General features: G+C 70.0%; 28 protein-coding genes and 2 tRNA genes. 11 read left to right on the top strand and 19 right to left on the bottom strand.

What is annotated here, in order from left to right; all coding sequences use genetic code 11:
• Positions 1-108 precede the first annotated feature (108 nt).
• Positions 109-378 carry a cell division protein CrgA gene (crgA, locus tag G567_RS0102485; protein ID WP_028928720.1) on the top strand — a complete coding sequence of 90 codons (270 nt, stop codon included), beginning with the start codon at positions 109-111 and terminating at the stop codon, positions 376-378.
• A gap of 71 nt (positions 379-449) precedes the next feature.
• Positions 450-896, top strand: a complete 447-nt coding sequence (locus G567_RS0102480; protein ID WP_028928719.1) for a PH domain-containing protein — start codon at positions 450-452, stop codon at positions 894-896.
• A gap of 240 nt (positions 897-1,136) precedes the next feature.
• Here G567_RS0102480 and G567_RS0102475 read toward each other — a convergent pair whose 3' ends face one another.
• Genes G567_RS0102475 through G567_RS0102465 form a run of 3 tightly spaced genes read right to left on the bottom strand, consistent with a single transcriptional unit; the run spans position 1,137 to position 3,726 of the window.
• On the bottom strand, positions 1,137-2,006 hold the full coding sequence (locus tag G567_RS0102475) for a rhomboid family intramembrane serine protease (protein WP_028928718.1): 870 nt from the start codon (positions 2,004-2,006) through the stop codon (positions 1,137-1,139).
• A gap of 23 nt (positions 2,007-2,029) precedes the next feature.
• Positions 2,030-2,572, bottom strand: coding sequence for a peptidylprolyl isomerase (locus G567_RS0102470; protein WP_051232129.1), 543 nt, complete (start codon positions 2,570-2,572; stop codon positions 2,030-2,032).
• A gap of 41 nt (positions 2,573-2,613) precedes the next feature.
• Positions 2,614-3,726, bottom strand: coding sequence for an alpha/beta hydrolase family protein (locus G567_RS0102465; protein ID WP_028928716.1), 1,113 nt, complete (start codon positions 3,724-3,726; stop codon positions 2,614-2,616).
• 233 nt (positions 3,727-3,959) lie between these two features.
• On the opposite strand from G567_RS0102465, the gene G567_RS0102460 reads away from it, so the two are divergent.
• Together G567_RS0102460 and G567_RS0102455 are read left to right on the top strand one after the other, a co-directional pair.
• Positions 3,960-4,514, top strand: coding sequence for a hypothetical protein (locus tag G567_RS0102460; protein WP_028928715.1), 555 nt, complete (start codon positions 3,960-3,962; stop codon positions 4,512-4,514).
• A 198-nt stretch (positions 4,515-4,712) separates the two neighbouring features.
• Complete coding sequence (locus G567_RS0102455) at positions 4,713-5,129, top strand: hypothetical protein (RefSeq protein ID WP_037055662.1); 417 nt, start codon at positions 4,713-4,715, stop codon at positions 5,127-5,129.
• Positions 5,130-5,153: 24 nt separating this feature from the next.
• Here G567_RS0102455 and G567_RS0102450 read toward each other — a convergent pair whose 3' ends face one another.
• Together G567_RS0102450 and G567_RS26375 are read right to left on the bottom strand one after the other, a co-directional pair.
• On the bottom strand, positions 5,154-5,486 hold the full coding sequence (locus tag G567_RS0102450; RefSeq protein ID WP_028928713.1) for a putative quinol monooxygenase: 333 nt from the start codon (positions 5,484-5,486) through the stop codon (positions 5,154-5,156).
• Positions 5,487-5,619: 133 nt separating this feature from the next.
• Complete coding sequence (locus tag G567_RS26375) at positions 5,620-6,354, bottom strand: alpha/beta fold hydrolase (protein ID WP_261763807.1); 735 nt, start codon at positions 6,352-6,354, stop codon at positions 5,620-5,622.
• Between the two features lie 942 nt (positions 6,355-7,296).
• Between G567_RS26375 and G567_RS26370 the strand changes: the two genes are divergently transcribed.
• The 5 genes from G567_RS26370 to G567_RS0102415 all read left to right on the top strand — a co-directional run bounded on the left by G567_RS26370 (position 7,297) and on the right by G567_RS0102415 (position 11,781).
• Positions 7,297-7,773: a hypothetical protein gene (locus G567_RS26370; RefSeq protein WP_028928712.1), complete on the top strand. Its 477-nt coding sequence runs from the start codon at positions 7,297-7,299 to the stop codon at positions 7,771-7,773.
• Positions 7,770-9,353: an ATP-binding SpoIIE family protein phosphatase gene (locus G567_RS0102435; RefSeq protein WP_028928711.1), complete on the top strand. Its 1,584-nt coding sequence runs from the start codon at positions 7,770-7,772 to the stop codon at positions 9,351-9,353. The genes G567_RS26370 and G567_RS0102435 overlap by 4 nt, the downstream gene beginning before the upstream one ends.
• Positions 9,350-9,676, top strand: coding sequence for an STAS domain-containing protein (locus G567_RS0102430; RefSeq protein WP_028928710.1), 327 nt, complete (start codon positions 9,350-9,352; stop codon positions 9,674-9,676). Before G567_RS0102435 ends, G567_RS0102430 begins: the two co-directional genes overlap by 4 nt.
• Before the next feature lie 426 nt (positions 9,677-10,102).
• Positions 10,103-11,047, top strand: a complete 945-nt coding sequence (locus tag G567_RS0102425) for a DUF5996 family protein (protein WP_028928709.1) — start codon at positions 10,103-10,105, stop codon at positions 11,045-11,047.
• 278 nt (positions 11,048-11,325) lie between these two features.
• Complete coding sequence (locus tag G567_RS0102415) at positions 11,326-11,781, top strand: VOC family protein (RefSeq protein WP_028928708.1); 456 nt, start codon at positions 11,326-11,328, stop codon at positions 11,779-11,781.
• Here the strand turns inward: G567_RS0102415 and G567_RS35070 are convergent.
• Positions 11,751-12,311 (bottom strand): hypothetical protein, encoded by a 561-nt coding sequence (locus G567_RS35070; RefSeq protein ID WP_169338701.1) that lies wholly within the window; start codon positions 12,309-12,311, stop codon positions 11,751-11,753. The two genes, G567_RS0102415 and G567_RS35070, sit on opposite strands and share 31 nt — an antisense overlap.
• Positions 12,312-12,484: 173 nt before the next feature.
• Here G567_RS35070 and G567_RS35065 point away from each other — a divergent pair, with 173 nt between their 5' ends.
• A complete protein-coding gene (locus G567_RS35065; protein WP_028928706.1) occupies positions 12,485-12,697 on the top strand; it encodes a hypothetical protein in 213 nt (70 codons plus the stop codon).
• Positions 12,698-13,079: 382 nt separating this feature from the next.
• Here the strand turns inward: G567_RS35065 and G567_RS0102400 are convergent, their stop codons facing one another.
• The 8 genes from G567_RS0102400 to G567_RS26350 form a co-directional block, all read right to left on the bottom strand.
• Positions 13,080-14,381, bottom strand: coding sequence for a serine hydrolase domain-containing protein (locus G567_RS0102400; RefSeq protein WP_245585509.1), 1,302 nt, complete (start codon positions 14,379-14,381; stop codon positions 13,080-13,082).
• A 55-nt stretch (positions 14,382-14,436) separates the two neighbouring features.
• On the bottom strand, positions 14,437-15,081 hold the full coding sequence (locus G567_RS31695; protein WP_161631659.1) for a serine hydrolase: 645 nt from the start codon (positions 15,079-15,081) through the stop codon (positions 14,437-14,439).
• 80 nt (positions 15,082-15,161) lie between these two features.
• A complete protein-coding gene (locus G567_RS26360; protein WP_147200882.1) occupies positions 15,162-15,734 on the bottom strand; it encodes a VOC family protein in 573 nt (190 codons plus the stop codon).
• 72 nt (positions 15,735-15,806) lie between these two features.
• Entirely contained in the window at positions 15,807-18,953 is a 3,147-nt protein-coding gene (locus G567_RS0102385; protein ID WP_028928703.1) for an AAA family ATPase, read from the bottom strand.
• A 289-nt stretch (positions 18,954-19,242) separates the two neighbouring features.
• Positions 19,243-19,485, bottom strand: coding sequence for an alpha/beta fold hydrolase (locus G567_RS0102380; protein WP_147201299.1), 243 nt, complete (start codon positions 19,483-19,485; stop codon positions 19,243-19,245).
• Complete coding sequence (locus G567_RS0102375; RefSeq protein ID WP_028928701.1) at positions 19,482-19,784, bottom strand: alpha/beta fold hydrolase; 303 nt, start codon at positions 19,782-19,784, stop codon at positions 19,482-19,484. The genes G567_RS0102380 and G567_RS0102375 overlap by 4 nt, the downstream gene beginning before the upstream one ends.
• Positions 19,785-19,859: 75 nt before the next feature.
• Positions 19,860-20,501 (bottom strand): alpha/beta fold hydrolase, encoded by a 642-nt coding sequence (locus G567_RS26355; RefSeq protein ID WP_051232125.1) that lies wholly within the window; start codon positions 20,499-20,501, stop codon positions 19,860-19,862.
• Between the two features lie 55 nt (positions 20,502-20,556).
• On the bottom strand, positions 20,557-20,697 hold the full coding sequence (locus G567_RS26350) for a hypothetical protein (protein ID WP_154667118.1): 141 nt from the start codon (positions 20,695-20,697) through the stop codon (positions 20,557-20,559).
• Positions 20,698-21,042: 345 nt separating this feature from the next.
• On the opposite strand from G567_RS26350, the gene G567_RS33810 reads away from it, so the two are divergent.
• Positions 21,043-21,207 (top strand): hypothetical protein, encoded by a 165-nt coding sequence (locus tag G567_RS33810; RefSeq protein ID WP_154667117.1) that lies wholly within the window; start codon positions 21,043-21,045, stop codon positions 21,205-21,207.
• A 319-nt stretch (positions 21,208-21,526) separates the two neighbouring features.
• Here G567_RS33810 and G567_RS0102355 read toward each other — a convergent pair.
• The 5 genes from G567_RS0102355 to gyrA form a co-directional block, all read right to left on the bottom strand.
• A tRNA-Ala gene (locus tag G567_RS0102355) sits at positions 21,527-21,599 on the bottom strand.
• A 42-nt stretch (positions 21,600-21,641) separates the two neighbouring features.
• The gene (locus G567_RS35320) at positions 21,642-21,752 is read right to left on the bottom strand and encodes a DLW-39 family protein (RefSeq protein WP_211223826.1); all 111 of its coding nucleotides are present in this window, start codon (positions 21,750-21,752) and stop codon (positions 21,642-21,644) included.
• Between the two features lie 47 nt (positions 21,753-21,799).
• Positions 21,800-21,873, bottom strand: a tRNA-Ile gene (locus tag G567_RS0102345).
• An 89-nt stretch (positions 21,874-21,962) separates the two neighbouring features.
• Positions 21,963-23,009 (bottom strand): DUF3566 domain-containing protein, encoded by a 1,047-nt coding sequence (locus G567_RS36795; RefSeq protein ID WP_051232123.1) that lies wholly within the window; start codon positions 23,007-23,009, stop codon positions 21,963-21,965.
• A 51-nt stretch (positions 23,010-23,060) separates the two neighbouring features.
• Positions 23,061-25,562, bottom strand: a complete 2,502-nt coding sequence (gyrA, locus tag G567_RS0102335; protein WP_028928699.1) for a DNA gyrase subunit A — start codon at positions 25,560-25,562, stop codon at positions 23,061-23,063.
• Positions 25,563-25,592: the final 30 nt, after the last annotated feature.

Below are 25,592 nucleotides of genomic sequence, written 5' to 3'. Positions count from 1 at the left end.
CCACGCCCACCTCCCGTGCCGGGCGCGGCCGCGCGGACGGCCGGGCTACGGTGGTCCCAGACGCCGGGGCATATGCCCGGCCGAGCACAACCGTCAGGCGAGGTCTCGATGCCCAAGTCCAAGGTCCGCAAGAAGGCCGCGTACACGCCGCCGCCCGCCGATCGGCACAGTCCACAGGCTGCCCGCGCGACGGCTCCGACACATCCGGTGTACGTCGTCGTCATGCTCGGGCTCATGCTCCTGGGCCTGGTCTGGCTCGTCGTGAACTATCTGGCCGGTCACACGATCGGCTTCATGGCGGCCCTGGGCTCCTGGAACTTCCTCATCGGCTTCTCCCTCATCGTCGTCGGCCTGCTGATGACAATGAGGTGGCGGTGAACAGGGGAAAAACACTCATGTAGGCCATCCCCAGTGTGGATAACCGCTGTGGATAGCAACACACAGCCACCGTGACCGACCAGGTCGACCTGATCCGGTGGAGTCCGCCGGCGGCGCTCGTCGGTCTGGCGTGGGCCGGTGCGGCCGGCGCCGCGACGTGGTGTGCGCTGCTCATCAGCGGTGGTGCCGACCCCGCAGGCCGGCTGCTCATCGGCGTCGCCGCGGTGCTCCTGTTCGTCGCCGCGGTGTTCGGCACCCTCGCCCGGCCGCGGCTCGCCGCCGACGCCGCGGGCGTGACCGTCCGCGGGCTCTCGGGGGCGAAGCACCATCCGTGGCAGCGGGTTTCCGGGATCAGGGTGATGCGTATCCACCGGTTGGGTCGCGAGGTGGGGATGCTCGAGATCGATGTGATCGATGAGAACGGGCGTGATCGCCTGCTGGTGTTCGGTCGGCTCGATCTCGGCGACGATCCGGACGACGTCGCAGAGGTACTCACCCGCGCGTCGCAGAACCGCTGACGCAGCGTGATCGCTCCCCGTCTCTCGGGGGATCGTGTGGGCCGAAACGGTTTTCTAGCATCGATCTGACGTCGAGGCCATCGAAGGGAGTCACGAATGGGAAGGTCGCCGATGCGCGGGACCGATGGTTGTTCCACCGGATGTGGATGCGGGACCCCGGAGTAACCACGTGAATCGGCGAGGCGGCCGGGGACGTCGGCCATGGTCGACGTCCCCGGCTGCTGAGCCGTCCGGGACCGATCAGGCCAGGGCGGGCGCCGCGATGGCGGCCAGCACCAGGATGGTCAGCCCGACGAGCGCGCCGATCTGCGCCGGCACCCGGTTGCGCGCCGGCGCGTAGACCAGGGCCGCCGTGGCCGCGGCACCCACGACGAGACCACCGAGATGCCCGATGAGCGAGACGCCGGGCAACACGACGCTGATCACGACGTTGACCACGATCAGGCCGATCACCTGCCCCGCGGGAACGCGCAGCCGGCGCAACACCACCGCGAGTCCACCCATCAGCCCGAACACGGCGCCGGACGCCCCGGCCACCTGGGCACCGGGGGCGTAGAACAACATCACCGCGGCCGAGCCGCCGAGTAGCGCGATGAAGTAGACGGCAAGGAACCGGCCCCGGCCGAGCACCAGCTCGATGTCCTTGCCGATCACCCACAACGCCAGCATGTTGAACACCAGGTGCAGCGGCCCGTAGTGCAGGAAGCCCGCCGTGAGCACCCGCCACCACTCGCCGTGGGCGACCAGGCCGGGGACGAGTGACCACTGCCGAAACAGCGGCGCCGCGGCGTTGAGGCTGAGACTGCCCGATTGCAGCACGGTCAGCGCGAAGACCGCGACGTTGAGCGCGATCAACACGGGGACGACGACCGGCCGGGAGCCGAGGGCGGCGCCCGCGACCGTCGTCGCGCGCCGGGCGGTCCGTCCGCCCGGCGCGACGCAGTCGACACATTGGTGGCCGACCGCGGCCTCACGCAGGCACTCCGGGCAGGCCGGACGACCGCAGCGCGTGCAGCGCAGGCCGGTCGGCCGGTCCGGATGGCGGACGCACACCGCCTGGCCGGGCCCGGGCGGTGGTCCGCCCTGCGGGAATCCTGCGGGATGACTCACGATCGGCTCAGCTCGCGATCCGCTCAGGCGGAGATCTCGACGTGCCGGATGGCAACGTCGTTCAGCGGCCGGTCGGAACGGTCGGTGGCGGTGCCCGCGATCGCGTCGACGACGGCGCGCGATTCGGCGTCGGCCACCTCACCGAAGATCGTGTGCCGCCGGTTGAGGTGCGGGGTCGGCCCCACGGTGATGAAGAACTGGGAGCCGTTGGTGCCGGGCCCGGCGTTGGCCATGGCCAGCAGGTAGGGCCGGTCGAACGAGAGGTCCGGATGGAACTCGTCGGCGAACTCGTATCCCGGCCCGCCACGCCCGGTGCCGGTCGGGTCGCCGCCCTGGATCATGAATCCGCTGATCACCCGGTGGAAGACCGAGCCATCGTAGAACGGTCCGCTGTCGCCGCCGCTCGCGTTCGGCTCCGTGTACTGCTTGGAGCCGCTCGCCAGTCCGGCGAAGTTCGCCACCGTCTTCGGCGCGTGGTCGGGGAACAGGTTGATCCGGATGTCGCCCTCGGACGTCCGCAACGTCGCGGTCCGCCCCGGGTTGGCTGGGTCAGTCACGTCCACCATCGTGCCAGGCCGGGGGCGGCCTCGACCGGGCCACCGGCCGTTCAGCCGAGCCGGGATCGCAGAAACGCCGTCACCGCGTCCTCGTAGCGTTGCGAATCGGCATTCCATGCCGCCGTGTGCTCGACGCCGGGCACCTCGAGGTATTCGACCGCCCAGTCCAGTGCGGGCGCGGCGGCGGCCAGGTCACGGCTCACCGTGACCGGAACGGCGGTGTCGTCCGTGCTGTGGATGAGCAGCACGGGCGGGCGAACGGCGGGCGGGTTGGTGCGCAGGGTGAACCGGTCGAAGTCGATGCCGATCCGGTGCCGGGCGAACGCGGCGGCAAGCGGCGACAGCGCGGGCGGGAGCCTGCGATTGCGCGCCTGCTGGCGCAGCGTGGCCCACCAGTCGAGCAACGGCGCGTCCCAGATCATCGCCGCGACGGCCGCGGCCTCCGGCGCCCGGTCCAGGAACGCGCCCGAGATCGCCGCGCCCATCGACCATGCGTAGAGCACGATCCGTCGAGCCCCCGCGTCGCGGGCGTGGCGCACGGCGGCCTGCAGGTCCTGCCACTCGGTGTCCCCGAGGTGGTAGTGCCCGTCCGGGCTCGGCGGGGCGCAGTCGTCGTTGCGGTAGCTGATGACCAGTTGCGGCAGGCCCAACCGGTGCAGCGCGGGCAGGATCCGCAGCGCCTCACGCCGGGCCCCGCCGCGGCCGTGAACGTGCACCACCCAGGTGTCGCCGGGTGCGGGTACCCACCATGCGGGCGCCGGACCGAGCGGTGTCGCCACGTCGACCTCGGTGAAGACGAGCCCTCGGGCGCCGGGATCCGGGTCGTAGGGGCCCGTGTCGAGAACCGTCAGGGTGCCCGCCGCGGGCACCGGTCCGGCGAGCAGGCGGCGGACGACGCGATCGCGCCGCACCTGCTCGACCGGCCCGAGCACGGCGAGACCGTCGCTCCACCGCAGCCCCCAGATCCCCGGCTGCTCCACCAGCCTCGACCGGGCCAGCGTCAGCCGGCCGTCGGCCGCGGCGAGGACACGTTCGGGAAAGGCCGGTCGCTGGCGGGTGTCGAGCAGCATGCTCGAGTAGTGCCAGCCGACCCCGAGCACGCCCGCACCGAGCCCGGCGCCGATACCGAGGAGGCCGGTTCGGACCCACTCGCTCCTTATCACAGGACGATCATGACGTAATCACCCGACACACGATTCGACGGGCCCGCAACGTCAAGTGGCGACGCATCATCCGTAGTGATGAAACCATCCGACCTGCACGTTTCTCCCGCCACCGGAACGGGTGAAGTGCGCTGTCGATGTCCTTCGCCCCACAACTTGATCGCTCCGCCTTCGTTGTGTCTGCAGATCACCGTCGCGACAATCCGAACCCCGATCGGAAGGATCCACTCGCAATGAGCAGCCTCGCCCGGCGCAGTCTGCGCACGACCGCAACCGTCGCGGGCATCGCAGCCCTCGGCGTGGGTTTCGCGGGCAGTGCCCTCGCTGCCCCGGCACTCCCTGCCGCGCCGGACACCGACGCCCTCGGCGTGCCATCCGCACCTGACGCCACCGCCGTTCAGGATGTCCTCGCAGCCGTCCCGGCCACGCCGGCGTCCGACCTCACCGAGCTCCCCGAACCGTTCGCGTTCGAGATGCCGAACGTCGAGACCCAGGCGGAGCCGGACGCCACCGCGATCAACACAGCCGGGCCGGCGCTCCCCGCCACCCCCGCGCTCCCCGATGTGTCCTCGCTCCCGGTCGCACCGGCGCTGCCCGCTGTCCCCGGCGCCGAGGTTCTCGCACCGTTCGTCAACACCGCGGGCACCCACATCTCCGGGCTCGCCGTCGACCCCGCGTCCATCGGCACCAACGACGTGGGCCCCGGCGAGGCCCCGCAGGTCGACCCGGCGCAGATCGCTCAGCTGGCGAGCCAGCCCGGCCAGGTCACCAACTTCAGCATCGGCTGATCCCCCGGACCGCCCCTCCGGAAGCGGCGTGTCCCGCCCGGCGCTCAATGTGGAGCGACCGGTGCGGGGCACGTCGCGTTTTCGTTTCGTCGATCCCTCGCCGACCTGCGGCTTTACCTGCGGCGTCATCGACAGCGCGATCCGCCATGGCGATGGTGGCTGCGTCAGAGTTCTCGACCGCACCGCATGGAGGTCGCCATGACTGCCCTGTCCGCTTCGCCCGTCCGCATCGGCGACGGTCTGCTGCGCGCCGCGCTGCGTCTCGACGCCGCCGCGTCGGGCGCGCTCGGCGCCTCTGCCGCCGTGACGGCTCCGCTGCTCACCGACTTTCTCGGCATCCCCGCCGGGGTGCTCGTGGGAGTCGGGATCTTCCTCGTGCTCTTCGCGGCCGGGCTGCTCATGGTCGCCCGGCCGACCGTGTCACCCGCCGCCGTGCGCACGGTCCTCATCGTGAACGTCTCCTGGGCGGCCGCCGGCGTGCTCGCGGTGGTGATCGGGTGGTCGGCGCTGACCGCCCCTGGGGTGGCCGTGGTGCTTGTTCAAGCCGCTGCCGTGGCAATTTTCGCGGAACTGCAGTGGGCCGGTCTGCGCCGAGCCACCGGATCGTCAAACTGACGAAAACCTGGTTCGTCCGGGCCGTCACCCGCGCTGGGTCGGCTGGATCTCGGCCATGCGAGACCAGCCGTCTCCCGGAACCTCCACGTTGATGATCTCCGGGGTCTCCGCGACCACGTCCGGCATCCACGCCATGGCGGTCTTGAAGTGGTCGGACTTCACGTGCTCCTCGCCCGCCTGGGACGACGCGAACGCCTCGACGAGCACGAACTGGTTCGGGTTGTCGACGCTCTTGGACCACTCGAAGAAAAGGTTGCCCGGTTCGTTGCGGGTTGCCCGGGTGAACTCGTCGACCCGAGAGAGCCACTCGTCGGTGTGCTCGGGACGAATCGTGAACTTGACGACGATGAAGATCATGCGTTGATCCCTTCTGCCGGATCGCGAAGGTCGGGGTTGCGGGGACACGCTAGCGGCACGATCAGGGCACAGCGACCATGCCGCGCCCGACCCGTCGCCGGGTCCAGCCCATGGTGGTCGAGCCTGGAGCCTGCTAGGCGGCCCTTTCCAGGAAGCCCAGGATCCGCTTGTTGATGTCCGTCGGCCGCTCCACCATCAGGAAGTGCCCGACCCCCTCGATCAGCTCGGACTGCGAGCCCGCGCCGCAGTGCCGCGGGACCCGGTCCACCTGCTCCTGGGTCATCCCGTGGCAGCCGTCCTGGGTGCCGTGCAGGTACAACGTCGGCTGGGTGATGTCGGCGCCCCACGCCGCCGCCTGCTCGGCGACCCATTCGGGTGAGCCGAACCGGCTGGGGTCGAACTGCCCCCAGTAGTAGCCGAGGGCGGCCTGGAAATGCGCCGGATCGCGGATGCACTCCTTGACTTTCGGCAGGTCCTCGGCTGCGTCGTAGCCGGGGGACCAGTCCCCCCAGATCCGGTCGATGAAGGCGAAGTCGTCGGCGGCGATGACCTCCTCGCAGACGCGCTGCATCTGGAAGTACCAGAAGTAGAACGATTTCTTGATCTGGTCGTAGGTCACGATGTTCTCGCCGAAGATCGCGAACAGCGGGATGTTGAGGATGACGCAGCGTCGCCAGCGGCCGGGCTCCTTGCCGACCGCGCCCCACGCGCCGACCGCGCCCCAGTCGTGGGCGATCAGGACCGCGTCCGTGCCGCCGCCGAGCGCCTCGTGCAACGCGATCTGGTCGGCGACCATCGTGCTGGTGTGCACGTGATGACGATCGTCCGGCAGTTGCGTCGGCGCGAACCCGCGATTGAACGGCGCCACCGCGGAAGCCGGCGTCGGCGAGCGCCGGGAGCAGGTAGCGGTAGCTGTAGGGCGAGTCAGGGAAACCGTGTACACACAGCGCGAGCGGGCCGTCGCCCATCGCGAGGTACTCGAACGTCAGCTGGTTGGCCCGAACTCTGTCCCTCTCGAAATCCGGCATTCTGATGCCTCCCCTCGATTCCCGAGCCGCCCTCACCATGCTCCTTCGCCGGGCAGCCGGGAAGGGGACTCCGCGCGCGATACCGGGGACCGTGCCTGCGGCCGCGGATGACAACGGGCTCCGGCTGACCGGGCTGGTCGCGGCGATCTCGCTGGCCACCGATCTCGGCACGGGCCAGCCGATGGAGCACGCGCTGCGGACCTGCCGGCTGTCCAGAGCGGTGGCCGACGGACTGGGCGTGGATGCCCGCACCGCCGCCGACGTCCACTATGTCGCCCTGCTGCGGTTCCTCGGCCGCACCGCGCCTATGACCCGGCGGTGGTGGACACCGTGCGCGCGGTCGGGATATCCGACGGGGCGGACCGGTCGGTGTGGGAGGACGTCCTCGCGGCCCAACCGGAGCCGGTCCGGCGGGTCGGGCGCCGTGGCCCTGGACCGCGCGCTGGCCGCGGTCGGGGACTTCGCGGATCTGCGATCGAGGTGGACGAGGGGCCGCTCGGTCCGGCTCGCCGAGGTCGCGCGGGCGGCCGGGCGGACCTGCGGCCTGCCCGCCGCGGACCTGACCGTGCTGCGCCGCGCCGCGCTGGTGGCCGATCTCGGCGCGGGTCGGGCCCAGGGCCAGGCTCCTTCCTCTCGATCCCGGGGAAGGAGCGCACGATGGACCCGATCCTGGAGAAGGCGATCTCGCGGGACGGCACCCCGATCGCATACTGACGCAGCGGGCAGGGCCCGGCGTTGGTCCTGGTGCGCGGCGCCTCGCCGATCACACCAGGTGGGAGACGGTGCTGCCGCTGTTGGAGCCGCACGTCACCGGCTGCGCCCTGGAGGCGGCGCGGCTGACCACCGGAACACGCCGGCTGGTGCTCTACGAGCCGGGAATCGGCGCGACGACGCCGCCGGGGTTCGCCGACCGGCTGGCCGGGCTACTCGCCCAGGGTCGGCGCGAGGATGTCGTGACCGCGCTGTGCCGCGACCTCCTCCAGATGCCGGCGGAGCATCTGGCGCTGCTGATCTCGGAGCCCTCGTGGCCGGGCCGGGTGGCGGCCGCGCACACCGTGGTCCGCGAGATACGCACGCACGACGGGTACCGCTTCGACCCCGAGCGGTTTGCCGCGCTGCGCGTGCCGATCCTGCTGCTGGCCGACGCGGACGGCCCGGCGGACGAGGCCGCGTCGACCGCCACGCTCGCCGCCCGACGAAGAGAGAGGGTCGTCGTTAGACTCTGCTCATGTCGAGGCGGGACCCCGCTCTCGGTGTGACGAGCGATCAGTTGCGCCGCATCGAGGCGGTGACGGACGCGGGCCTCGCGCACCTCGAGGTCGAGGAGCTCTACATCGAGCTGCTCGACCGGGTACGCGAGCTCCTCTCGGTCGACACTGCCGCCGTGCTCCTGCTCGGCCCCTCCAAGAGGTATGTCGAGGCCGTCGCCGCCCGCGGCCTCGAGGAGGAGGTGCGTCAGGGCGTACGGATCCCGCTCGGGCGGGGGTTCGCCGGCCGCATCGCCGCTCAGAAGCAACCGGTGGTGATCGAGCACGTCAGCCACTCCGATGTGCTCAACCCGATCCTGCGAGACAAGGGGATCCGCTCCCTGCTGGGCGTCCCGCTGCTGTGCGGCGGCGAGCTCGTCGGCGTGCTCCACGTCGGGACGCTGACCCCCCGCCGCTTCGCGGACGCGGACGTCCAGCTGCTGCAGCTGGTGGCCGACCGGGTGGCGCTCGCCGCGCAGGCCACGAGCTCGAAGGCGGAACGCACAGCGGCGAACGTGCTGCAGCGCAGCCTGCTGCCGTCCGACCTGCCCATCGTCCCCGGCCTGGAGTTCGCCGCCCGCTATGTCCCCGGCGGCAACGGCAGGGTCGGCGGGGACTGGTACGACGTGATCCACCTCCCGTCCGGCTGGTTGTGCATCGTGGTGGGCGACGTGGTCGGCTGCGGTCTGCCCGCCGCGGTCACGATGGGGCGGCTGCGCAGCACCGTGTACGCCTACGTGCTGGAGTCCCACGACCCTGCCGACCTGCTGACCAGGCTCGACCGGCAGCTGCAGTACTTCCAGCCCGACGTGATGGCCACCGCCCTGTGCGCCATGGTGGAGCCATCACACGACCGGATGCTCATCTCCTCCGCGGGGCATCCTCCGCCGATCGCGGCCATGGCCGACCGGTCCACCGCGTTCGTCACGCTGCGAAACGATCTGCCGCTCGGCGTCGACGGCAGCCGAGGGCGGAGTACGAGCACCGTTGCGTTTCCGCCCGGTGCCGCGGTGGGTTTCTACACCGACGGCCTCGTCGAACGTCGGGGGATATCGCTCGACGTCGGCCTCGACCGGCTGCGGAGGGCGATGTTCGCCGGTCCGCCGGACAGCGTGTGCGCCAGGGTGATGCTGCAGCTGATCGGCGGCGAGACGGTGCGCGATGACGTGGCGCTCCTGGTGCTCAGGCGCAGCGACGGCCCGAGCCACGAGCCGCTCGACATCACCGAGCCCGCGGTGCCGTCGTCGCTGCGGACCATCCGCAACGCGACCAGGCAGTGGCTGACGGGTGTCGGGGCCGAGCCGGACGAGATCGGCGATGTCCTCGTGGCCGTCGGCGAGGCCTGCACGAACGTCATCGAACATGCCTACGGTCCCCGTGGCGGCTCCGTTTCGGTGCATCTGACCGTCGAGACGCCTCACGTGGTGGCCACCGTGTGCGACACCGGGCGGTGGCGCCCGGCCCACGGGCGAAACCGCGGGCGGGGGGTGCTGTTGATGAAGGGACTCGCCGACGAGGTGCGGATCGAACGGAAGGACACCGGCACCGAGGTCCTGATCCGCAAGGCGCTCGCCGGAGAGGGATGGAGATGACCGACGCCAGTGTCGACATCGACTCCACCCACGACACCGTACGCATCGCGGTCTCCGGTGAGATCGACCTGGCGAACGCCGCCACTGTCGAACACCGGCTCCTGGGCGCGGTCACCAACCAGATGAAGGCGGTCTCGGTCGACCTCAGCGACCTCAGCTACATCGACAGCGCGGGATTGCGGGTGCTGTTCGCGCTCGGGACCCGGCTCGAGATGCTGCAGATCGCGTTCGAGCTCGTCGTTCCGCCAGGCTCCCTGACGCGGCGGGCGATCGAGCTCTCCGGGATGGCCTCGATTGCCATCGTGCGGCCCGCACCGGCCTGACGGCGGGCACGCACAGCGCGGCGCGGCCGCCGGTCCGGGCGGTTCTCGGGGCCTCTCCGATCACAGTTCCGGGGGATACTCTGGGCGTGGGCGGGGTGTTGTGCCCAGTCGTCGGCGGGCGGGGCTCCGAGTTGGCCACCCTGGCCGACCATCTTCACTCCGCTGCCGGAGGACGGGGCCGCCGACTCGCCCCCCGTCAGCCCGGCGGAGCGTATCTGCGCGGCACCGAGTCGCGGGCCCGGATCGACGCCGTGGAGTTCATCCGCGGCGTGCCCGGTCGGGCTCAGGGCTTGGAAACCGGGGTGGTTTCGTCGGCGGCCGTACCGGATATCCAGGCACCCCTGCTCCGTTGGCCTCACCTTCAGCACCTTCAGCAGACTCGGAGTGCGACAGACGCGACCCCGGCCACTCGAGGAGGGAGACCTGGTGACAGGACACGGCGCCCTCGCGGCCACGGGTTGGCCGAGCCTGCGGGTGCAGGACTGGGCGGCAACCCGGGACACGTTGCACATGTGGACCCAGATCATCGGCAAGATCCGGCTGGCGCACGCGCCGCTGGTGAACCACTGGTGGCAGGTCACGCTGTACGTCAGTCCGCGGGGATTGACCACCTCGGTGATCCCCTACCAGTCGGGCGCGTTCGACATGGAGTTCGACTTCGTCGACCACGAGCTACACGTGCGCAGCAGCACCGGCGGCGTACGCAGCGTGGCGCTGGAGCCCAAGCCGGTGGCCGAGTTCCACGCTCAGACCATGGCCGCGCTGGGCGAGCTGGGCATCGAGACGAAGATCCAGGCGCGGCCCAACGAGGTGGACCCGGCGATCCCGTTCGCCGAGGACCACGAGCACGCCTCCTACGACGCGCAGGCCGCGCAGCTGTTCTGGCGGCAGCTGCTGCAGGGCAATCGGGTGATGGGCGAGTTCCGGGCGCATTTCGTCGGCAAGGTCAGCCCGGTGCACTTCTTCTGGGGGGCGATGGATCTGGCCTGCACCCGGTTCTCCGGCCGGCCCGCGCCGCCGCACCCCGGCGGCGCCCCGAACTGCGGGGACTGGGTGATGGTCGAGGGCTACTCCCGGGAGCTGTCCAGCTGCGGGTTCTGGCCCGGCGGCGGGCAGGAGGGCGCATTCTACGCCTACGCCTACCCCGAACCCGACGGGTTCGCCACCCACCCCGTCGGCCCGGCCGCGGCCTTCTACAGCACCGAGTACCGGCAGTTTCTCCTGCCTTATGAGGTCGTGCGCACCACGACCGACCCGGACCGGACCCTGACCAAGTTCCTGCACACCACCTACGAGGCCGCCGCCGAACGCGGCGGCTGGGACCGGGCGGCGCTGGAGGACGACCCGCACCGCTGGCGCGACCGCCGGTAGGACGGCTCCCTGGGCAACGCGGGTAGGCCTTGGGTGCCTCCAGAACGGGGCCGACGATGCAGAGAGGAGAGCGAGTACGGGCGGCTACATCTACGCCGGCGTGACCGGCGCGATGGTGGTCTCCGCCGCCAGCCTGGACCGGGTGCCCGCCGAGGCCCGCCGGCGGAGGCCGAGGACGCCGAGTTCACCGCCCGCATCCGCACCGAGGACCCGGCCGCGCTGCGTCCCGGCCCGACACACGCCACCACCATCAGTGGGCGAGAGGAACGGTAGTAGCGATGGTCGACCGCGAGGATCTGCCGGCCCCGGCCGAGGGGCTGGTCCTGACCCACTTCCTGACCGTGCGCGACGTCGCGGTCTCCCGCGACTTCTACGCCGACATCTTCGACGGGCAGGTGGTGCTTGCCGAGAACCCCGCCATCGTCAAGATCGCCAACGGCTGGGTCATCCTGAACCCCGGCGGCGGCCCGACCCCGGACAAGCCCGACGTCACCCTGAGCCCGCCGGAGCCCGGCGACCCGGTCTCGGCATTCCTGAACGTGCGGGTCGCCGACATCGCCGCCTTCTATGCCGACGCCACCGCCAAGGGCGCGGAGTTCCTCACCGAACCGCTCGACCGCAAGGCCGAGCTGCGCTGCTACCTGCGCGATCCCGACGGCTACCTCATCGAGATCGGCCAGGCCACCGGCATGCTGGAGGGCATCTACGCCGACCCCACCCCTGCTGGCGGATGACCGGGGCCATCGGCCTGACCGCCGAGACCCTCGCCTTTCGTGCCGTCGCCCGTGACGACCTGGGTCATGATCGGGAAGCTCTCCCGGAGCAGGACGGTGTCTCTCGCCATCGAGGCTCGGCCGGACTGTGGGGCGCCGGTGCCGGGGCGGGGGCAGTGACCTCGTCGAGGAAGAAGTAGGCCCAGGTCTCCCCCGGCTCTCGGCGAGGTCCGGGCGTCGCGCGGGCGAACGACGATGGGCGCGTCGGTGCGGGTCCGGACGATGCTGGCCGCGCGGGCGATGCGCTCGGAGGTGTCCTCGGCTCCGCCGGGGTGAGCGTGGTCATCACGACCTCGACCGCGCGCCTGCAACTCCCGACCGAGTTTGATCGTCGGTTCGCCCCAGCCGATCAGCACCGCGAGGTCGGACGCCCGCGCCGGCCCGATCAGCACCGACACCTGCTGGAACAGGCCGGCCACACCATCGAGCCCACCGGACAACCACTGGCCACGCTCGACGACCTCGCGACGGCGCCCAACCCGCCGGGCCACCACCGGCCCGCCCCGCCGCCGGCCACCTCGCCGCCGGCCTGCCGATCGAGATCCACCGCACGGTCAACCACGTCGGCTGCGTCTCCGTCGCCAACCAGCTGGTCAACGTCGGCACCCAGCACGCCGGCCCACCACCACAGATCGACCGGCGCCCGGCCAGAACGCAACGCCGGGTGTCCGCCCGCGGCAGCATCATGGTCATCGGCCAGAAGCTCCAGGTCGGACTCCGCCACGCCGGGCGGATCGTCACCATCGAGATCAACGACCGCACCCTGCGCGTCCTGGACGAACGGGACGAACCCATCACCGTCGTCTCGCGCACCAGCACCACGGACCTCAAGCGGCACAAGGCGTACGGTCACAGCCGCAACCGCAACGCAGGCTAGGAAGCGTCACCCATCACCTGAAGCCAAAACGTCCCGGATCACTTGGGACCAGACAGGGCTGTCGGCGCCATCGTCGGTGGTTCAGCGGGTGACCGCGGCGGTGATGGCGGCGAGGTCATCGACGATGGCGTCGGGATGCGCGGCGGCCAGGCGGGGGCGTTTGCCGGGCTTGTTGGCGTAGGCGATGGCGGCGGTGCCGGCGATCGCGGTGAAGAGAAGTCTTTGGACGGACTCCTCCTGCTACCGGGGCTCCGCTGCCCCCTGCAGGACACGCCGAAGATCACCGAACCGATACCTCAGCCCAGCCGCTGACCCCAGGTCAGGCCACGACTAGCGCTTGTCGATCTTGAAATAGCCGTGGGGTTGGCGCTGACGGAGGTGCCTACGATGGCAACGTGTAGACCTGATTGACCACTTCCAGCAGCAGCGCATTCGCCGTCGGCCGGCTGTCGGGTGACACAGTCAAGTTGCTCCATAGCACGATCGTCACCTTGTTGACGGGATCGTAGCCGCTGAAGGAGTTGAATCCTGGGAGCTCGCCGAAGTGGTAATACATCGTAACATCCGGGGCAAAGCTCTGCCGCTCGATGCCATATCCGTAGTACGGCGCTTTTGGCTCGGCCGGGTTGGTGGGCTGCGGGCCCTCCAACCACTGACGCTGAAAATCGGCGTTGAACACCTGGCCGTCAACCAGCGCTCGGATCCAGGTGGCGAGATCGTCGGCGGTGGAGATGGCTCCTCCGGCGCCGGTGGCATAGGACGAGTTCTGATTGGTGTAGTCGATGGGCTGCAGTGTTCCCGCCTTGGCTGCGGACTCCATGTCAGGCGGGTAGGGAGTGTCCACCAGGGCGAACGCGGAGCCGCCATACATGTAGCCGTGCGAGTAAGGATCAGGAATCGAGGTGTCCGTGCTCGCCGGAAGCACGGACTGTTTGATCCCCAACGGACCATACAATCGATCCTGGAAGGCCTGTGCCAGCGGCTTGCCATCGACCTTCTCGGCGACCAGGCCAAGTAGCGCGTAATTCGTATTGCTATAGTCGTAGTCCGTACCGGGTGGGAACTCCGGCGGGTGCCGGAACGCGATGGCCAACACCTCCTGCGGCGTCCAGACCTTCGCCGGGTCCGCATCGAGAGTCGCCGCGAACTCGGGATCGTTCGTATAGCCGTACAGGCCGCTGCGCATTCTCAGTAGCTCGGCGATGGTGATGTTCTCGCCGTTGGGCACGTCCGGAACGTACTTCGATATCGGGTCGCTGAACCGAAGCTTGCCCTCCTGGGCCTGCAGCACGATCACCGCGGCGGTCATCGTCTTGGTAATCGACGCGATCCGGAAGTGGGTGTCACCGCCCGGCGGCACCTCGGCGCCCAGCTCGGTCGTGCCGACGGCAGCCGTGAAATCGCCCTGGGGGGTGCGAACCTCGACCACGGCGCCGGGGATCATCATCTCCTTGGCAGCCGCGTCCACCGCGGCCTGCAGCGCGGCCGGGTTGATCGTCTTCAGCGGGGACGAGCCGCTCGGCGTGGCGCCGGCCTCAGCTGACCCGGTCGATGCCGGCGAGGAGTTCGCCGAGCAGCCGGCGATCACCAGGACCGCGACCAGTGCCAGCGCGGTAGTTGCCACCATCGCGGCCATGTGCCGACGTCGACCGGCGCTTGCGCGGAGCTGCTGCGAGTTGTTCATGACGAGGACCTCCGGGAGTTGATCGGGCAACCGGCTGAGCTGCAGCGCGTCGTGGTCAGCCGGTTTCCCTCGGCGGCAGCGGTGCAAGGGGTGACGGGGTGTAGATCTGGTCGAGCACCTTCAGCATCATCTGGTTGGCGTTCGCCATGCCGTCATCGATTCCAAGGGTGGGATTCGTCCAGACCACGATCGCGAGCTGGTTGGTGCGGTCATAGCCGGCGAACAGGTTGAAGCCGGCGGTCTCTCCCCCGTGGAACTCGATCGAGTTCTCGGCCCACCGGAGCGCGCTCAAGCCGTACCCGTAGTACTGCCCGGGCTTGTCCGCGTGTTCCAGCTGCAGGCTGTTGATCAGCAGAGCCTGGTACTCGGGATCGAGCAGGCCGCCGCCGACGTACGCCTTGAAGAAGGTGGCGAGGTCGTTGGCGGTGGAGATGACGCCCCCGGTGCCGAAGGCGAAGGTGTGGTTCACATCCGTCGGTGCGGTCTCGGCGCCAAGTTCGGTGGTGCCGTATGCGGCGACGTACTCGCCCTGCGGGCCACGCAGGAGTACCAGCCCGCCCGGGATCATGCGATCGGCCATGGTCGTGTCCACCAGCGCTTGCAGCGCAGCCTGGTCGATCGGCTTCAGCGCCGATGTCGTCGCTGTCGTGGGTGTCGCGCCGGACCCGCCGCCGCACGATGCGGTCACCAGCAGGGCCACCGCGGCAGCAGCGCCGACCGTGGCCCGGCTACACCAGCGAGCGATGCCCATGCGGCGGGACCGTCTGGTGGTGTTGCTGGTCATCGGTCGTTCCCCTTCGGGGTGGACTTCCGGCGATCCGCGGCCGGGCGGGGTGCGCTGTGCGGTGGGAGATCAGGTGGGGTGTGCAGGGCCCACCTGACTCGGTCGAGCCAGGTGGGATCGACGATCTCGTCTCCGGCACGCAGCGTCGATGGATCGAAATCCGGGTTGAAGCAGTTGATCTCACTCTCCAACCCGTCGGGATCGACGAATCGGACGGAGAGCATCGGTCCCAGCTGATGGATATCTCCGCTCGAGGCATCGACCACCAGCAACCGATCGCGGATCGCGGTGAGTGCCGCCAGATCGGGAACCGTGAATCCCAGATGGTCGAGCCGGCCGCGTTCGAACATCGCGTTGGAGAACCCGTAGGTGGTCGGGTGGTAGCCCGCTACCTCGAACACGTGGAGCATTGCGTCGCCGGCTGTGAGGACGGCCTGGCGGCAGTGTCCTGGACCGGCGCCGAACACCATCGTCGTCTGCAGTCCGATGGTGTTCTCGTAGAACGAGCGGAAACCGTCGAGATCGGCAGTCACGACAGCGACGTGGCTGAGACCGCGAGGCCTGCTCATCACCGGACCGCCCGGTTCGAGGCTCACACCCAGTAGGCGTTCACCAGGGTGGAACGATTCGTTCCGCCCTGGTCAGGGACCCGTCGAAGCCGCGACCTGGTTCGTGTCGGCCGGCACCGTCCACGACAACGCCGAGCCGGGCTCCGGAAGGTAGATGCAGTGCCCGCCCGTCCGCACCGACGCCTCGAGATGGGCGCCGAGCAACGGTGCCTGCTGGGCGATGGCGGCGATGGTCCGCCGCAGGCTGCGTACCACGTTGATCCGCGCACGCTCGACATCCGATCCGGAGGGCCGGTCCCGACCGCCCAGGCCAACCGCTCGCTTCAGTTCCCGCAGCAGCGCCTCCATCTCCACGTGGGCGTGCTCAGCGCGAACGGAGTCGCCCGCGGTCTCGGCGTCATCGACCTCGCCCTGCAGCACGAGCAACCGCCGCCGGTATGCGCGCTTGGCGTCGGCGTCAAGGGCGGGCCCGAGATCGGCGGCGACCGGCGTGTCCGTGCGTCCGCCCAGCTCGACGGCGGTCACCTCCTCCCGTGGCGTCCGCAGCAGCCGCGCCAGTTGCCGCAGGCCAATGCTGTTGGGCAGCCGGGCGGTACCCAGGGGCGAAGCGAGCACCCACATCGGTCCGTCGCGACGAATGCTGGCCGAGGCCGACGTATCGCTGACCCCGGCCGGCACAGCCCGGCCGGGCCGCTGGATGTCGATGGCAGAGGCGAGGGTGTCGGCCTCAGCACGCAGCACTTCGACGTCCAGCTCCGCAGTGCTGTCCCCGGCGCGCTCGACGGCGTCGGCGAGGTGATCGAGGCAGTGCACCAGCAGCGGCGGTGACGACATCGAGCGGGCGAGGGTCACGGCGTCGCGTGCGTGGCGGACCGCGGCGACAACATCACCGTCAAGTGCGGCCAGGCGCCCGAGCACGTCGTCGACGGGCAGTCCGGCGCTGTGGCCGCCGCCGACGTTGAGCAGCCCGGCATACGGAAGCAGCGCTTGGTACACGGGCCCGGCGTAAGTCGTGGCGCCGGCTCGGGCAACCGTGTCGCCGAAGACGCGCAGCAGGTGGTCGCCGGTCATCGACCGCAGCAGTTGGTCGGGCGCAGACCCGAAGCGGTGAAGCACCTCGTGCAAGCTCGACTCGTCGCCGAACAACTGCGCGCCGAACCCCTTCTGCACCTGGAACACCGGCGACGGCACGGCGTCGAGCATCTCCATCGTGATCCGGTGGATCTCTTGAGCCCGCGGGTCCGGGTGACCGTACAGGTCGAACAGCATCAGCTGGTGCAGCGCCTCGCACCCGAGCACGACCACCTGTTCGATGTGCCCGGTTCCGACGCGCACCGCCTCGTACATCGCCGCGGCCGCGGCCGAGCGACTGCCGCTCAGCGCGAGGAGCGTGGTGCGCTGGAGCAACGTGCTCTGGCGCCACCCCGGGGAAGGCAGCAGCGCGGCCAGCACCTCGGCTCGCCCCAGGGCCTGGCTGGCAGCGCCTATGTCGCCGCGGTTGAGGTAGTAGCCGGCGCGGCGCTGATGACCGTAGACCGCGAGGTCGGACCGACCAGCGTGCTCGGCGCGGCGGACGACCTCGTCCGCCGCGACGATGCTGGCGTCCAGTGCCGATCGGCTCGTCGAGGACATCGTCCGGTCGAGCAGCGATTGGGCGATGAGGACGGGATCGCCAGTGGCCCGGGCCACGGCGACCGCTTCATCGGCCCACGCCCACACCCGCTCGGTGGCATCGACGTCGGCGCCGCCGACGATCGTGAGGCGTCCCAGCAGCCTCGCCCGGAGGTGGAGCTCCTCGGGAGGAAGTCTGTCGAGCGCTTCCTCCAACCGGCGCATGCGAGGAAGGTCGGGTACGAACGCCGTCGCCCACAGGTTGGCGCCGACCTCGGCTTTGGCCCGGGTGACGGGGTCCTCGCACTCGCGGGCCAGCAGCGCCGCCTCCTGGTACAGGGACAACGCCGGGTCGAGGTCGCCGAGCCAGCTCAGGACTTCCGCCAGGTCAAGGGCCACATTCGCCCGCAGCGCGCATGGCTCCACGTATCCCGTTGCGGCCTCGTGGGCATCCCACAACAGAGCAGCGGCGCGCGCCTGCTGGCCGAGGGCGACCAGCTCAGCAGCGACCGCGCACGCCTTTTCGACGCTGCCGGCAACCGCCGACGTGCCGACGGCGGCCCGCAGCCGGTGCCCTGCCGCCGCTGCCCGCCCGTCGACACCATCGACCACGGTCCACGCCGCCGCCAGCCGGTCGTGCAGCTCCCGTGGATCGCCGAGCCGTTCGGCCGCCTCGGCGAGCAGCGCGTGATGGAAACGGACGCCTGCCGGTGAAACGTCGTCGAGCACGCCCTCGCGGACTGCCGGCTCGAGGCGTTCGACCACCACGTCCGTCGTGCACGAGCATGCAAGGGCGAGCACGGACAGCGGGGCGCCTGCACCGGCGACCGCGGCGGTCGCCAGCACCGCTGCGTTCTCGGTGTCGAACCGGTCGAGGGACCGCTGGAGAACTTCGCCGATGACCCCGCTGCCGTCGGGAGAGCGCACGAGCTCCTTGACGAACAGGGGATTGCCACCGGTCCGGGCGTGGAGGCCAGCGGCGTCGACTGACCCCGGCGCTTCCGCGGCGGCGAGCTGGCGCACTGCATCGACGCCGAGCCCAGCGAGCGGCATCATCCGCGAGACCCGGCGCAGCGTGTCGAGGCGCGGCATGTCCGGCTCTGCATTCCGGCTCGTCGCCACGAATGCCACTCGCGCGCCGTCCAGCGCCCGCGGCAGATGCTCGAGCAACCAGACCGCCATCGCATCCGCCCAGTGCAGGTCTTCGAGGACCACCACTGCCGGCGCGGCCGAGATCAGCGCTTCGACCAGCGACTCGAGATGCTCCCACCGGCGCTCCGCCGCCGACAGTATCGGATCACTGGCTGGAACGAGGTGGAGCGAGCGGTACACCCCCCGCCACAGCTCCATGGGTTGGCGCGTCGAGGTGTCCGCTTCGCCGCGCAGTACCCGCATCCGCCGGCTCCTTGCCATCAGCGCCGCCTCGTCGGCGAGGCGGGTCTTGCCGATCCCGGCCTCTCCGGTGAGCAGCACAATGGTCGGTCGGCCAGCACTGACAGCGTCGAACACACTGTGCAGCACGGCCAGCTCCCGGTCTCGACCGACGGTGACATCGTCGCTGCACGCGTGGCCTGTCACCGGGACGTCCACGACCGGACGAGCCTCCATGGCTCTCAGCGTGGGAGGCGCGAGCGGGGACGGGAAGGGGCCGATCGAAGGATCCCGTTTCACCCGGCCAGCGCAGGGTTCAGCCGGGTATGCCGACAGCCCGGCGGTGTCGACGAACGTCGATCGAAATGGGCTGCGCGGCAGTCAAGCCAAGCGCGACTTCATCGACCCGTGCTTTAGCGGCTCTACGCAATCTTCCTGGGTCGGTGGGGTCGGATCCGGTGCGGTGGGGGTGGGCATGGTCAGGCTCTCCTCCGTCGGGCCCCGCGGTCGTGCGGTCGGTGCCCGGTCAGCTGCGGGCGATCGCCTGGCGGATCGCCTCGACGACGGCGTCGGGACGCTGGTTCTGGCCGTAGTGGGTGGTGTCGGGGACGGTGATCACCTCGGCGCCGGGCACGCTGGCCGCCCACTGCGCCTGGCCCTCCCACTGCGCGGCGTTGATCGCATCGACCTCGGCCTCGGTGAACAGGGTGCCGAGGTCATAGGGCTCGAGCTTGTAGCCGGCCACCAGGCTCGGGTCGAGGCTGTTCACCCGCACCCTCTCCGACCGAGCACGTGGGGCCCCGGCACGTCAGCGGCGAGCAGGTCGTGGAGCTCGGTCACCACATCGGCGGGATCACGGGGCATGGGCGCCGAGTCGCTGCGGCCCCGGCGGGCCGTCTCAGCGAGGGTCGGGGCCCCGCTCGCGTTCGTCGTGGTGATCATCGATCCGGGCCGGTCGTAGGTGCAGACCCGGTTGGTCTCCGCGAGGGCGGGGAACACCGCCGGAGACGTCGTGTCGGTGAGGCTCCACACGTCGCCGGAGTTCCCGTAGCCGGACTGCAGGATCACCGTCGGGCTCCCGATGCCACTGCACTCCAGGACAGGGTCCGCCCGTCGACCTCCAGAGCCAGGGCGATGTGGTCGTCAGCCGCCGGTGAGCGTGGTGCGGCCGGCCCGGACGGCGGCGAGGACGTCCTCGATCGCCTGGATGACCACGGGGGCGTTGTCGATCATGATGTTGTGCCCCGCGCCGGTGTCGGTGATCCGCATCGACCCGGGGAAGTATCCGGCGAGCTCGGCCTGGGCGGCGGTGTTGGTCCGGTCGATCACCTCGCCGAAGTTGCGGGGGACGTCCGGGGGCAGCAGGCCCTCGTCGAGGTACTTGGGCACCAGCTCGGCGAACTTCACGCTGGCCGTCAGCACGACGACCGGCATCGGGCCCAGCGGATCGGCCGCCTCCACCTGCTCCACCTGGTCGAGGCTGGCGTCGAAGTCGTACCGCTCCAGGTCTGGGTAGGCCGCGATCTGCGCCGGCGTGCGGTTGTCGGCGCCGACCCACGTTCGCCACTCCTCCGGCGTCATCTGGGCCCGGAGCTCGGGGGAGAGCACGTCGACGAACACGATGCCCTTGACGCCGGCGGCGTGCTCGCCGGCGAAGACGCGGGCGATGTTGCCGGCGAAGGAGTGGGCGGCCAGGACGTAGGGGCCCTGCATGTCGAGCGCGTCGAGCACGGCCTCGTCGGGGACGGTGAAGCCCAGGTGGTCGAGCCGTCCGCGTTCGAACATCGACGTGTTGACTTCCTCCCCACGACTGAAGCCGGGGGATTCCGACCCTCGCGGGTCAGACTTCCTGCATGACCTCGCCGGCGTCGAGCACCGCCTGGCGGCCGTGGCCGGCCCCGGCGCCGAGGACCATGTTCGTCCGGAGGCCGATGACGTCATTGTAGAACCGGCGGTAGCCGTCGAGGTCGCCCGTCACCACGGCGACATGGCTGACCCCGCACGGGCGTGCTCGCCGACCCTCGTCCGATCCGCTCCCCACACCCGGGAGGCGTTCAACGCGACGGAACGATTCGTTCCACTCGCCTCGCGGGAGGGGTCAGGGAGCCTCTGGGCGGTCGAGCTCCACCGTCCAGGTCAGGGCGCTGGGCGGCTCCGGCAGGTAGATGCAGTGTCGGCCGGTGCGGGACCGACTTCTCGAGGTGGGCGCCGAGCCGGGGCGCCTGCTCGCTGATTGCACCGATCGCCCGGCGCAGGCTCCGGACCCGGTTGTTGATCTTCCTGGATCAGCCCGTGCTTGAGAAGTGGTCGCAGACGGTACTACCAGGTGCGCGCCACCGTCACCTTCCCGAAGACCTTCGAGGACTTCCCCGTCCAGATCTGGGCACCCCAACCCGTGCCGGCGATCGCCCTCATCACCTGCACCGATTATCGCAACCCCGCCACCGGAGCCGCCGACAATGTCCTCGTGTGGGGTGTGGCGACGTCGTGATGCCCCGGTAGAACGCCTCGTAACGGCCGCGGTGCTCGACCAGAACCTCGACCGTGGCCGGGTCGAGGGCGAGCCGGCGCAGGACCCGTCGTGTTTCCGCCTCGGTCGTCGTCGACTCGGTCAGGTAGAGCCGACGTTCTGTGAGCGGATCTAGTCCGACATAGACGGCGACCTGGAACGAGTTGCCGCGCCGCCGGATGGAGCCACGCGCGCGACTTCGAGTCCTTCGGCGACACGGCGCGATCATACTCGCCGTCAGCACCGCAGTCATTGATCGACTACCGATCGGAAACGTCCTCGTTATGCCTGGTCAGTGTCGTGGAGACGAGGGGAATCGAACCCCTAACCCCCGCCTTGCAAAGGCGGTGCTCTGCCAATTGAGCTACGTCCCCGTGCTGAGCGGAGACGTTACCCGCCCAGCGACGCGGCGCTCGTCAGCGGCTGGTGGCCTCGTGCCAGAGATCGGTCTCCTGGCGGGCACGCAGCCTGGTGACGACCAGGAAAACCGCACCGGCCACAGCCGCGAGAGCGAAGAACTTCTTCATGAGATCACGTCCTCAAGAGGGTCTCTGTGACCGGCACCGCGGGGGAGTGGGCCCAGCTGGATTTGAACCAGCGACCTCGTCGTTATCAGCGACGCGCTCTAACCAACTGAGCTATGGGCCCGTACGTGGGACCGACCTTACATCAACCCGTCGCGGCGCCCCGCACCGGCTCCGGGTTCGCGCCTCGGCCGGTGCGGAGCCCACGACCGGTCAATCGCGCTCCGAGAGGGTGACCTCGATGCCTCCGACGAGATCGGCCGAGACGTTGTAGACGAACGCCCCGATCGTCAGCGCGACGGCGAACAACAGACTGTTGATCGCACCGACCACCGCGGCGAAACCGAAGACCGGGCCGGCGCTGATCAGCGTGCTGCCGCTGTGGGTCTCCCCTGACACCAGGTCGGCGTAGGTGCCGTTGAGGCGGTCCCACACGCCCATCCCGTCGAGGATTCCGTAGAGCACGCCCACCGCGACCAGCCAGATGAAGAACAGCACCACGGCCAGCACCCCGGCGAGCTTGAGCACCGACCACGGGTCGAGGCGCTTGAGTTGCAGGGCGGCCTGGCGGGGCGGACGGCCGCGGGACGTTCGCACCGTCGACACGCTGCCGTTGGCCTCGGCACCGGAACCGTCGTGCCCGCCCTCGGCGCCGCCCGCATGGTCCGGTGCCGTCAGCACCTCGGTGGGGCGATCGATGAACGCCGTCGGTGCGTCGAGCAATCCGCCCGCCACCGGCCTGCTGTGCACGACCGTCGGAGGCTCGCTGATGTCTTCACCCGGTATCCGCCGCCACGGCGGCGGCGCCTCGGCGGCCGGACCGGGGGGCGGTGCCGGCTTCGAGTCGGCGCCGGCGCGGGTGGGCGGGGGCGTCGCATGGGGGGCGGCGGCCTGCCGCGGGGCCGGCGTGGGCCGCCGCCCCCCGGCCGGATCGTCCGATCCCGGCGAAACCGGCCCGGCACCATCGGAACGACCATTGCCCGAGCCCGAGCTCGCGGCCGCGGTTGGCGCAGGCCCGGCACCGTCTGCACGGTCGCTGTTGGAAGCGGCACCCGGCGACGGCTTGGCCTCGTCAGACGTACCCTCGGCGGCCGGGGAGACGGGAGGTTCGGCCTCGTCCGGCTTCGTCTGCTCGGGCACCGTCCCTTCGGTCTTCTCACTCTTCGAGGGGCCGTCGGCACCGGCCTTACCGGCGGGCTGACCCCCCGTTGCCAACCGCCCGCCGTCGGGTTCCTCGTCGCTGCTGTTCGTGTCGCTCACGAGGGCGAGTTCTCCTCGATGCTCGGCGCGTTGATCGGCTCAGCAAGCCGATCAACTCTGGTCGTCCGCATCCGCATCGTCCTCGGCGTTGCGCGCGACCGCCAGCAGCGTGGCTCCCTCGCTGAGGTTCATCAGCCGGACCCCCTTCGTCTGCCGACCGGCCTTGCGCACTTCGCGGGCCGATGTCCGGATCACCCCTCCGGTCGAGGTGATCGCGTACAGCTCGTCGTCCACGGAGACGATGAGTGCGCCGACCAGCGTGCCACGCCGACGGTCGTATTGGAGGGTCAGCACGCCCTTCCCGCCACGGCCCTGGACCGGGTAATCCTCGATCGGGGTCCGTTTCGCGTACCCACCGGCGGTGGCGACCAGCACGAACGTGCCGGGCCGAACAACACCGATGGACAGCAGCTGGTCGCCGTCGTTGAACCGCATACCGAGAACACCGGAGGTGGCCCGGCCCATCGGGCGCAGCGCCTCGTCGGTCGCGGTGAACCGGATCGACTGGCCCTCCGCCGAGACGAGCAGCAGGTCGTCATCGGCCGAGCAGAGCACCGCGCCGACCAGCTCGTCGTCGTCGCGCAGGTTGATACCGATCAGGCCGCCGGTACGGGCGGAGTCGAAGTCGGTCAGCTTCGACTTCTTCACCAAGCCGGTCCGGGTGGCCAGCACCAGATACGGCACCGCATCGTAGTCCTTGATCTGCATGACCTGCGCGATGTGCTCGTCGGGCTGCAGCGCGAGCAGGTTCGCCACATGCTGCCCGCGAGCGCTGCGGTTGGCCTCCGGCAGCTCATAGGCCTTGAGCCGGTACACCCGGCCCTTGTTGGTGAAGAACAGGATCCAGTCGTGGGTGGAGCAGACGAAGAAGTGGGCGACGATGTCGTCCTGCTTCAGCGTCGCACCCTGCACACCCTTGCCGCCGCGCTTCTGCGCCCGGTACAGATCGGTCTTGGTGCGCTTGGCGTAGCCGGTCTGGGTGATCGTGACGACCACGTCCTCGACGGCGATGAGATCCTCGTTGCTGACGTCACCGTCGTCGGCGACCAGCTGGGTCCGGCGGTCGTCGCCGTGCGTCTCGACGATCGCGGCCAGCTCGTCGCGGACGATCTGACGTTGCCGCTCGGGCCGGGCGAGGATGTCCTGCAGGTCGGCGATCCTGCGCTCGATCTCGGCCAGCTCATCGATGATCTTCTGACGTTCCAGGGCGGCGAGCCTGCGCAGCTGCATGTCCAGGATGGCCTGGGCCTGCGCCTCGTCGATATCGAGCAGGTCGATCAGGCCCTGGCGCGCGACATCGACCGTCTGCGACGCCCGGATCAGCGCGATGACCTCGTCGAGCGCGTCGAGCGCCTTGACCAGGCCGCGCAGAATATGGGCCCGCTCCTCGGCCTTGCCCAGCCGGTGCCGGGTGCGCCGGACGATGACCTCGATCTGGTGGCGCACGTAGTTGCGCACGACCTGGTCGAGCCGCAACGTGCGCGGCACGCCGTCGACGATCGCCAGCATGTTGACGCCGAAGCTGTACTGCAGCTGGGTGTGCCTGTAGAGGTTGTTCAGCACGACCTTGGCCACCGCGTCACGCTTGAGCGTGAACACGATCCGCAGGCCGACCCGGTCGGACGACTCGTCGTTGATCTCGGAGATCCCGGCGAGCTTGCCGTCGCGGATCATCCCGGCGATCGACTCGATGAGATTGTCCGGGTTGACCTGGTACGGCAGCTCGGTGACGACCAGGACGGTGCGCCCCTTGGCGTCCTCCTCGACCTCGACCACCGCGCGCATCCGCACCGAGCCGCGGCCGGTGCGGTAGGCCTGTTCGATGCCGTCGCGGCCGACGATCAGTCCGGCGGTCGGGAAGTCCGGGCCCTTGATCAGCCTCATCAGCGCGGCGAGGAGCTCCTCGTCGGAGGCCTCCGGGTGTTCCAGCGCCCACGCCACGCCGGCCCCGACCTCGCGCAAGTTGTGCGGCGGGATGTTGGTCGCCATCCCGACCGCGATGCCGGCGCTGCCGTTGATCAGCAGGTTCGGCACCCGCGAGGGCAGAACGACCGGCTCGGTGGTCTTGCCGTCGTAGTTGTCGAGGAGGTCGACGGTGTCTTCCTCGATGTCCTGCAGCATCGCCATCGCCAGCGGCGAAAGCCGGCATTCGGTGTACCTCATCGCGGCGGCCGGGTCGTTGCCGCGGGAGCCGAAGTTGCCCTGGCCGTCGATCAACGGGTACCGCATCGACCACGGCTGGGCGAGCCGGACGAGCGCGTCATAGATCGAGGAGTCGCCGTGCGGGTGGTAGTTACCCATCACCTCGCCGACGACGCGGGCGCATTTGACATAGGAGCGCTCGGGCCGGAACCCGTTCTCCCCCATCGAGTACAGGACGCGCCGGTGCACCGGCTTGAGCCCGTCCTCGACGAGCGGCAGCGCGCGGCCGACGATCACGCTCATCGCGTAGTCGATGTAGGAGCGCTGCATCTCCTGCTGGATGTCGACCGGTTCGATCCGGTCGCCACCGCCGGGGGGCGGCGGAACGCTGGGGTCCAGGGTGTCGGTCACGTCAGCTCCTCACCGCGCTCGTCGCCGCCG

The organism is Pseudonocardia asaccharolytica DSM 44247 = NBRC 16224 (genome assembly GCF_000423625.1).
Lineage (GTDB): Bacteria > Actinomycetota > Actinomycetes > Mycobacteriales > Pseudonocardiaceae > Pseudonocardia > Pseudonocardia asaccharolytica.
The sequence above is the reverse complement of the archived record's forward strand: the minus strand, read 5'-3'. Positions and strand labels throughout refer to the sequence as shown.

Excerpts from the sequence above, each read along its gene's own strand:
- crgA (WP_028928720.1), top strand. The coding sequence starts at position 109 with ATGCCCAAGTCCAAGGTCCGCAAGAAGGCCGCGTACACGCCGCCGCCC.
- G567_RS0102470 (WP_051232129.1), bottom strand. The coding sequence starts at position 2,572 with ATGGTGGACGTGACTGACCCAGCCAACCCGGGGCGGACCGCGACGTTG.
- G567_RS0102460 (WP_028928715.1), top strand. The coding sequence starts at position 3,960 with ATGAGCAGCCTCGCCCGGCGCAGTCTGCGCACGACCGCAACCGTCGCG.
- G567_RS0102455 (WP_037055662.1), top strand. The coding sequence starts at position 4,713 with ATGACTGCCCTGTCCGCTTCGCCCGTCCGCATCGGCGACGGTCTGCTG.
- G567_RS0102450 (WP_028928713.1), bottom strand. The coding sequence starts at position 5,486 with ATGATCTTCATCGTCGTCAAGTTCACGATTCGTCCCGAGCACACCGAC.
- G567_RS0102430 (WP_028928710.1), top strand. The coding sequence starts at position 9,350 with ATGACCGACGCCAGTGTCGACATCGACTCCACCCACGACACCGTACGC.
- G567_RS0102415 (WP_028928708.1), top strand. The coding sequence starts at position 11,326 with ATGGTCGACCGCGAGGATCTGCCGGCCCCGGCCGAGGGGCTGGTCCTG.
- G567_RS0102400 (WP_245585509.1), bottom strand. The coding sequence starts at position 14,381 with ATGAACAACTCGCAGCAGCTCCGCGCAAGCGCCGGTCGACGTCGGCAC.
- G567_RS26360 (WP_147200882.1), bottom strand. The coding sequence starts at position 15,734 with ATGAGCAGGCCTCGCGGTCTCAGCCACGTCGCTGTCGTGACTGCCGAT.
- G567_RS0102385 (WP_028928703.1), bottom strand. The coding sequence starts at position 18,953 with ATGGAGGCTCGTCCGGTCGTGGACGTCCCGGTGACAGGCCACGCGTGC.
- G567_RS26355 (WP_051232125.1), bottom strand. The coding sequence starts at position 20,501 with ATGTTCGAACGCGGACGGCTCGACCACCTGGGCTTCACCGTCCCCGAC.
- G567_RS35320 (WP_211223826.1), bottom strand. The coding sequence starts at position 21,752 with ATGAAGAAGTTCTTCGCTCTCGCGGCTGTGGCCGGTGCGGTTTTCCTG.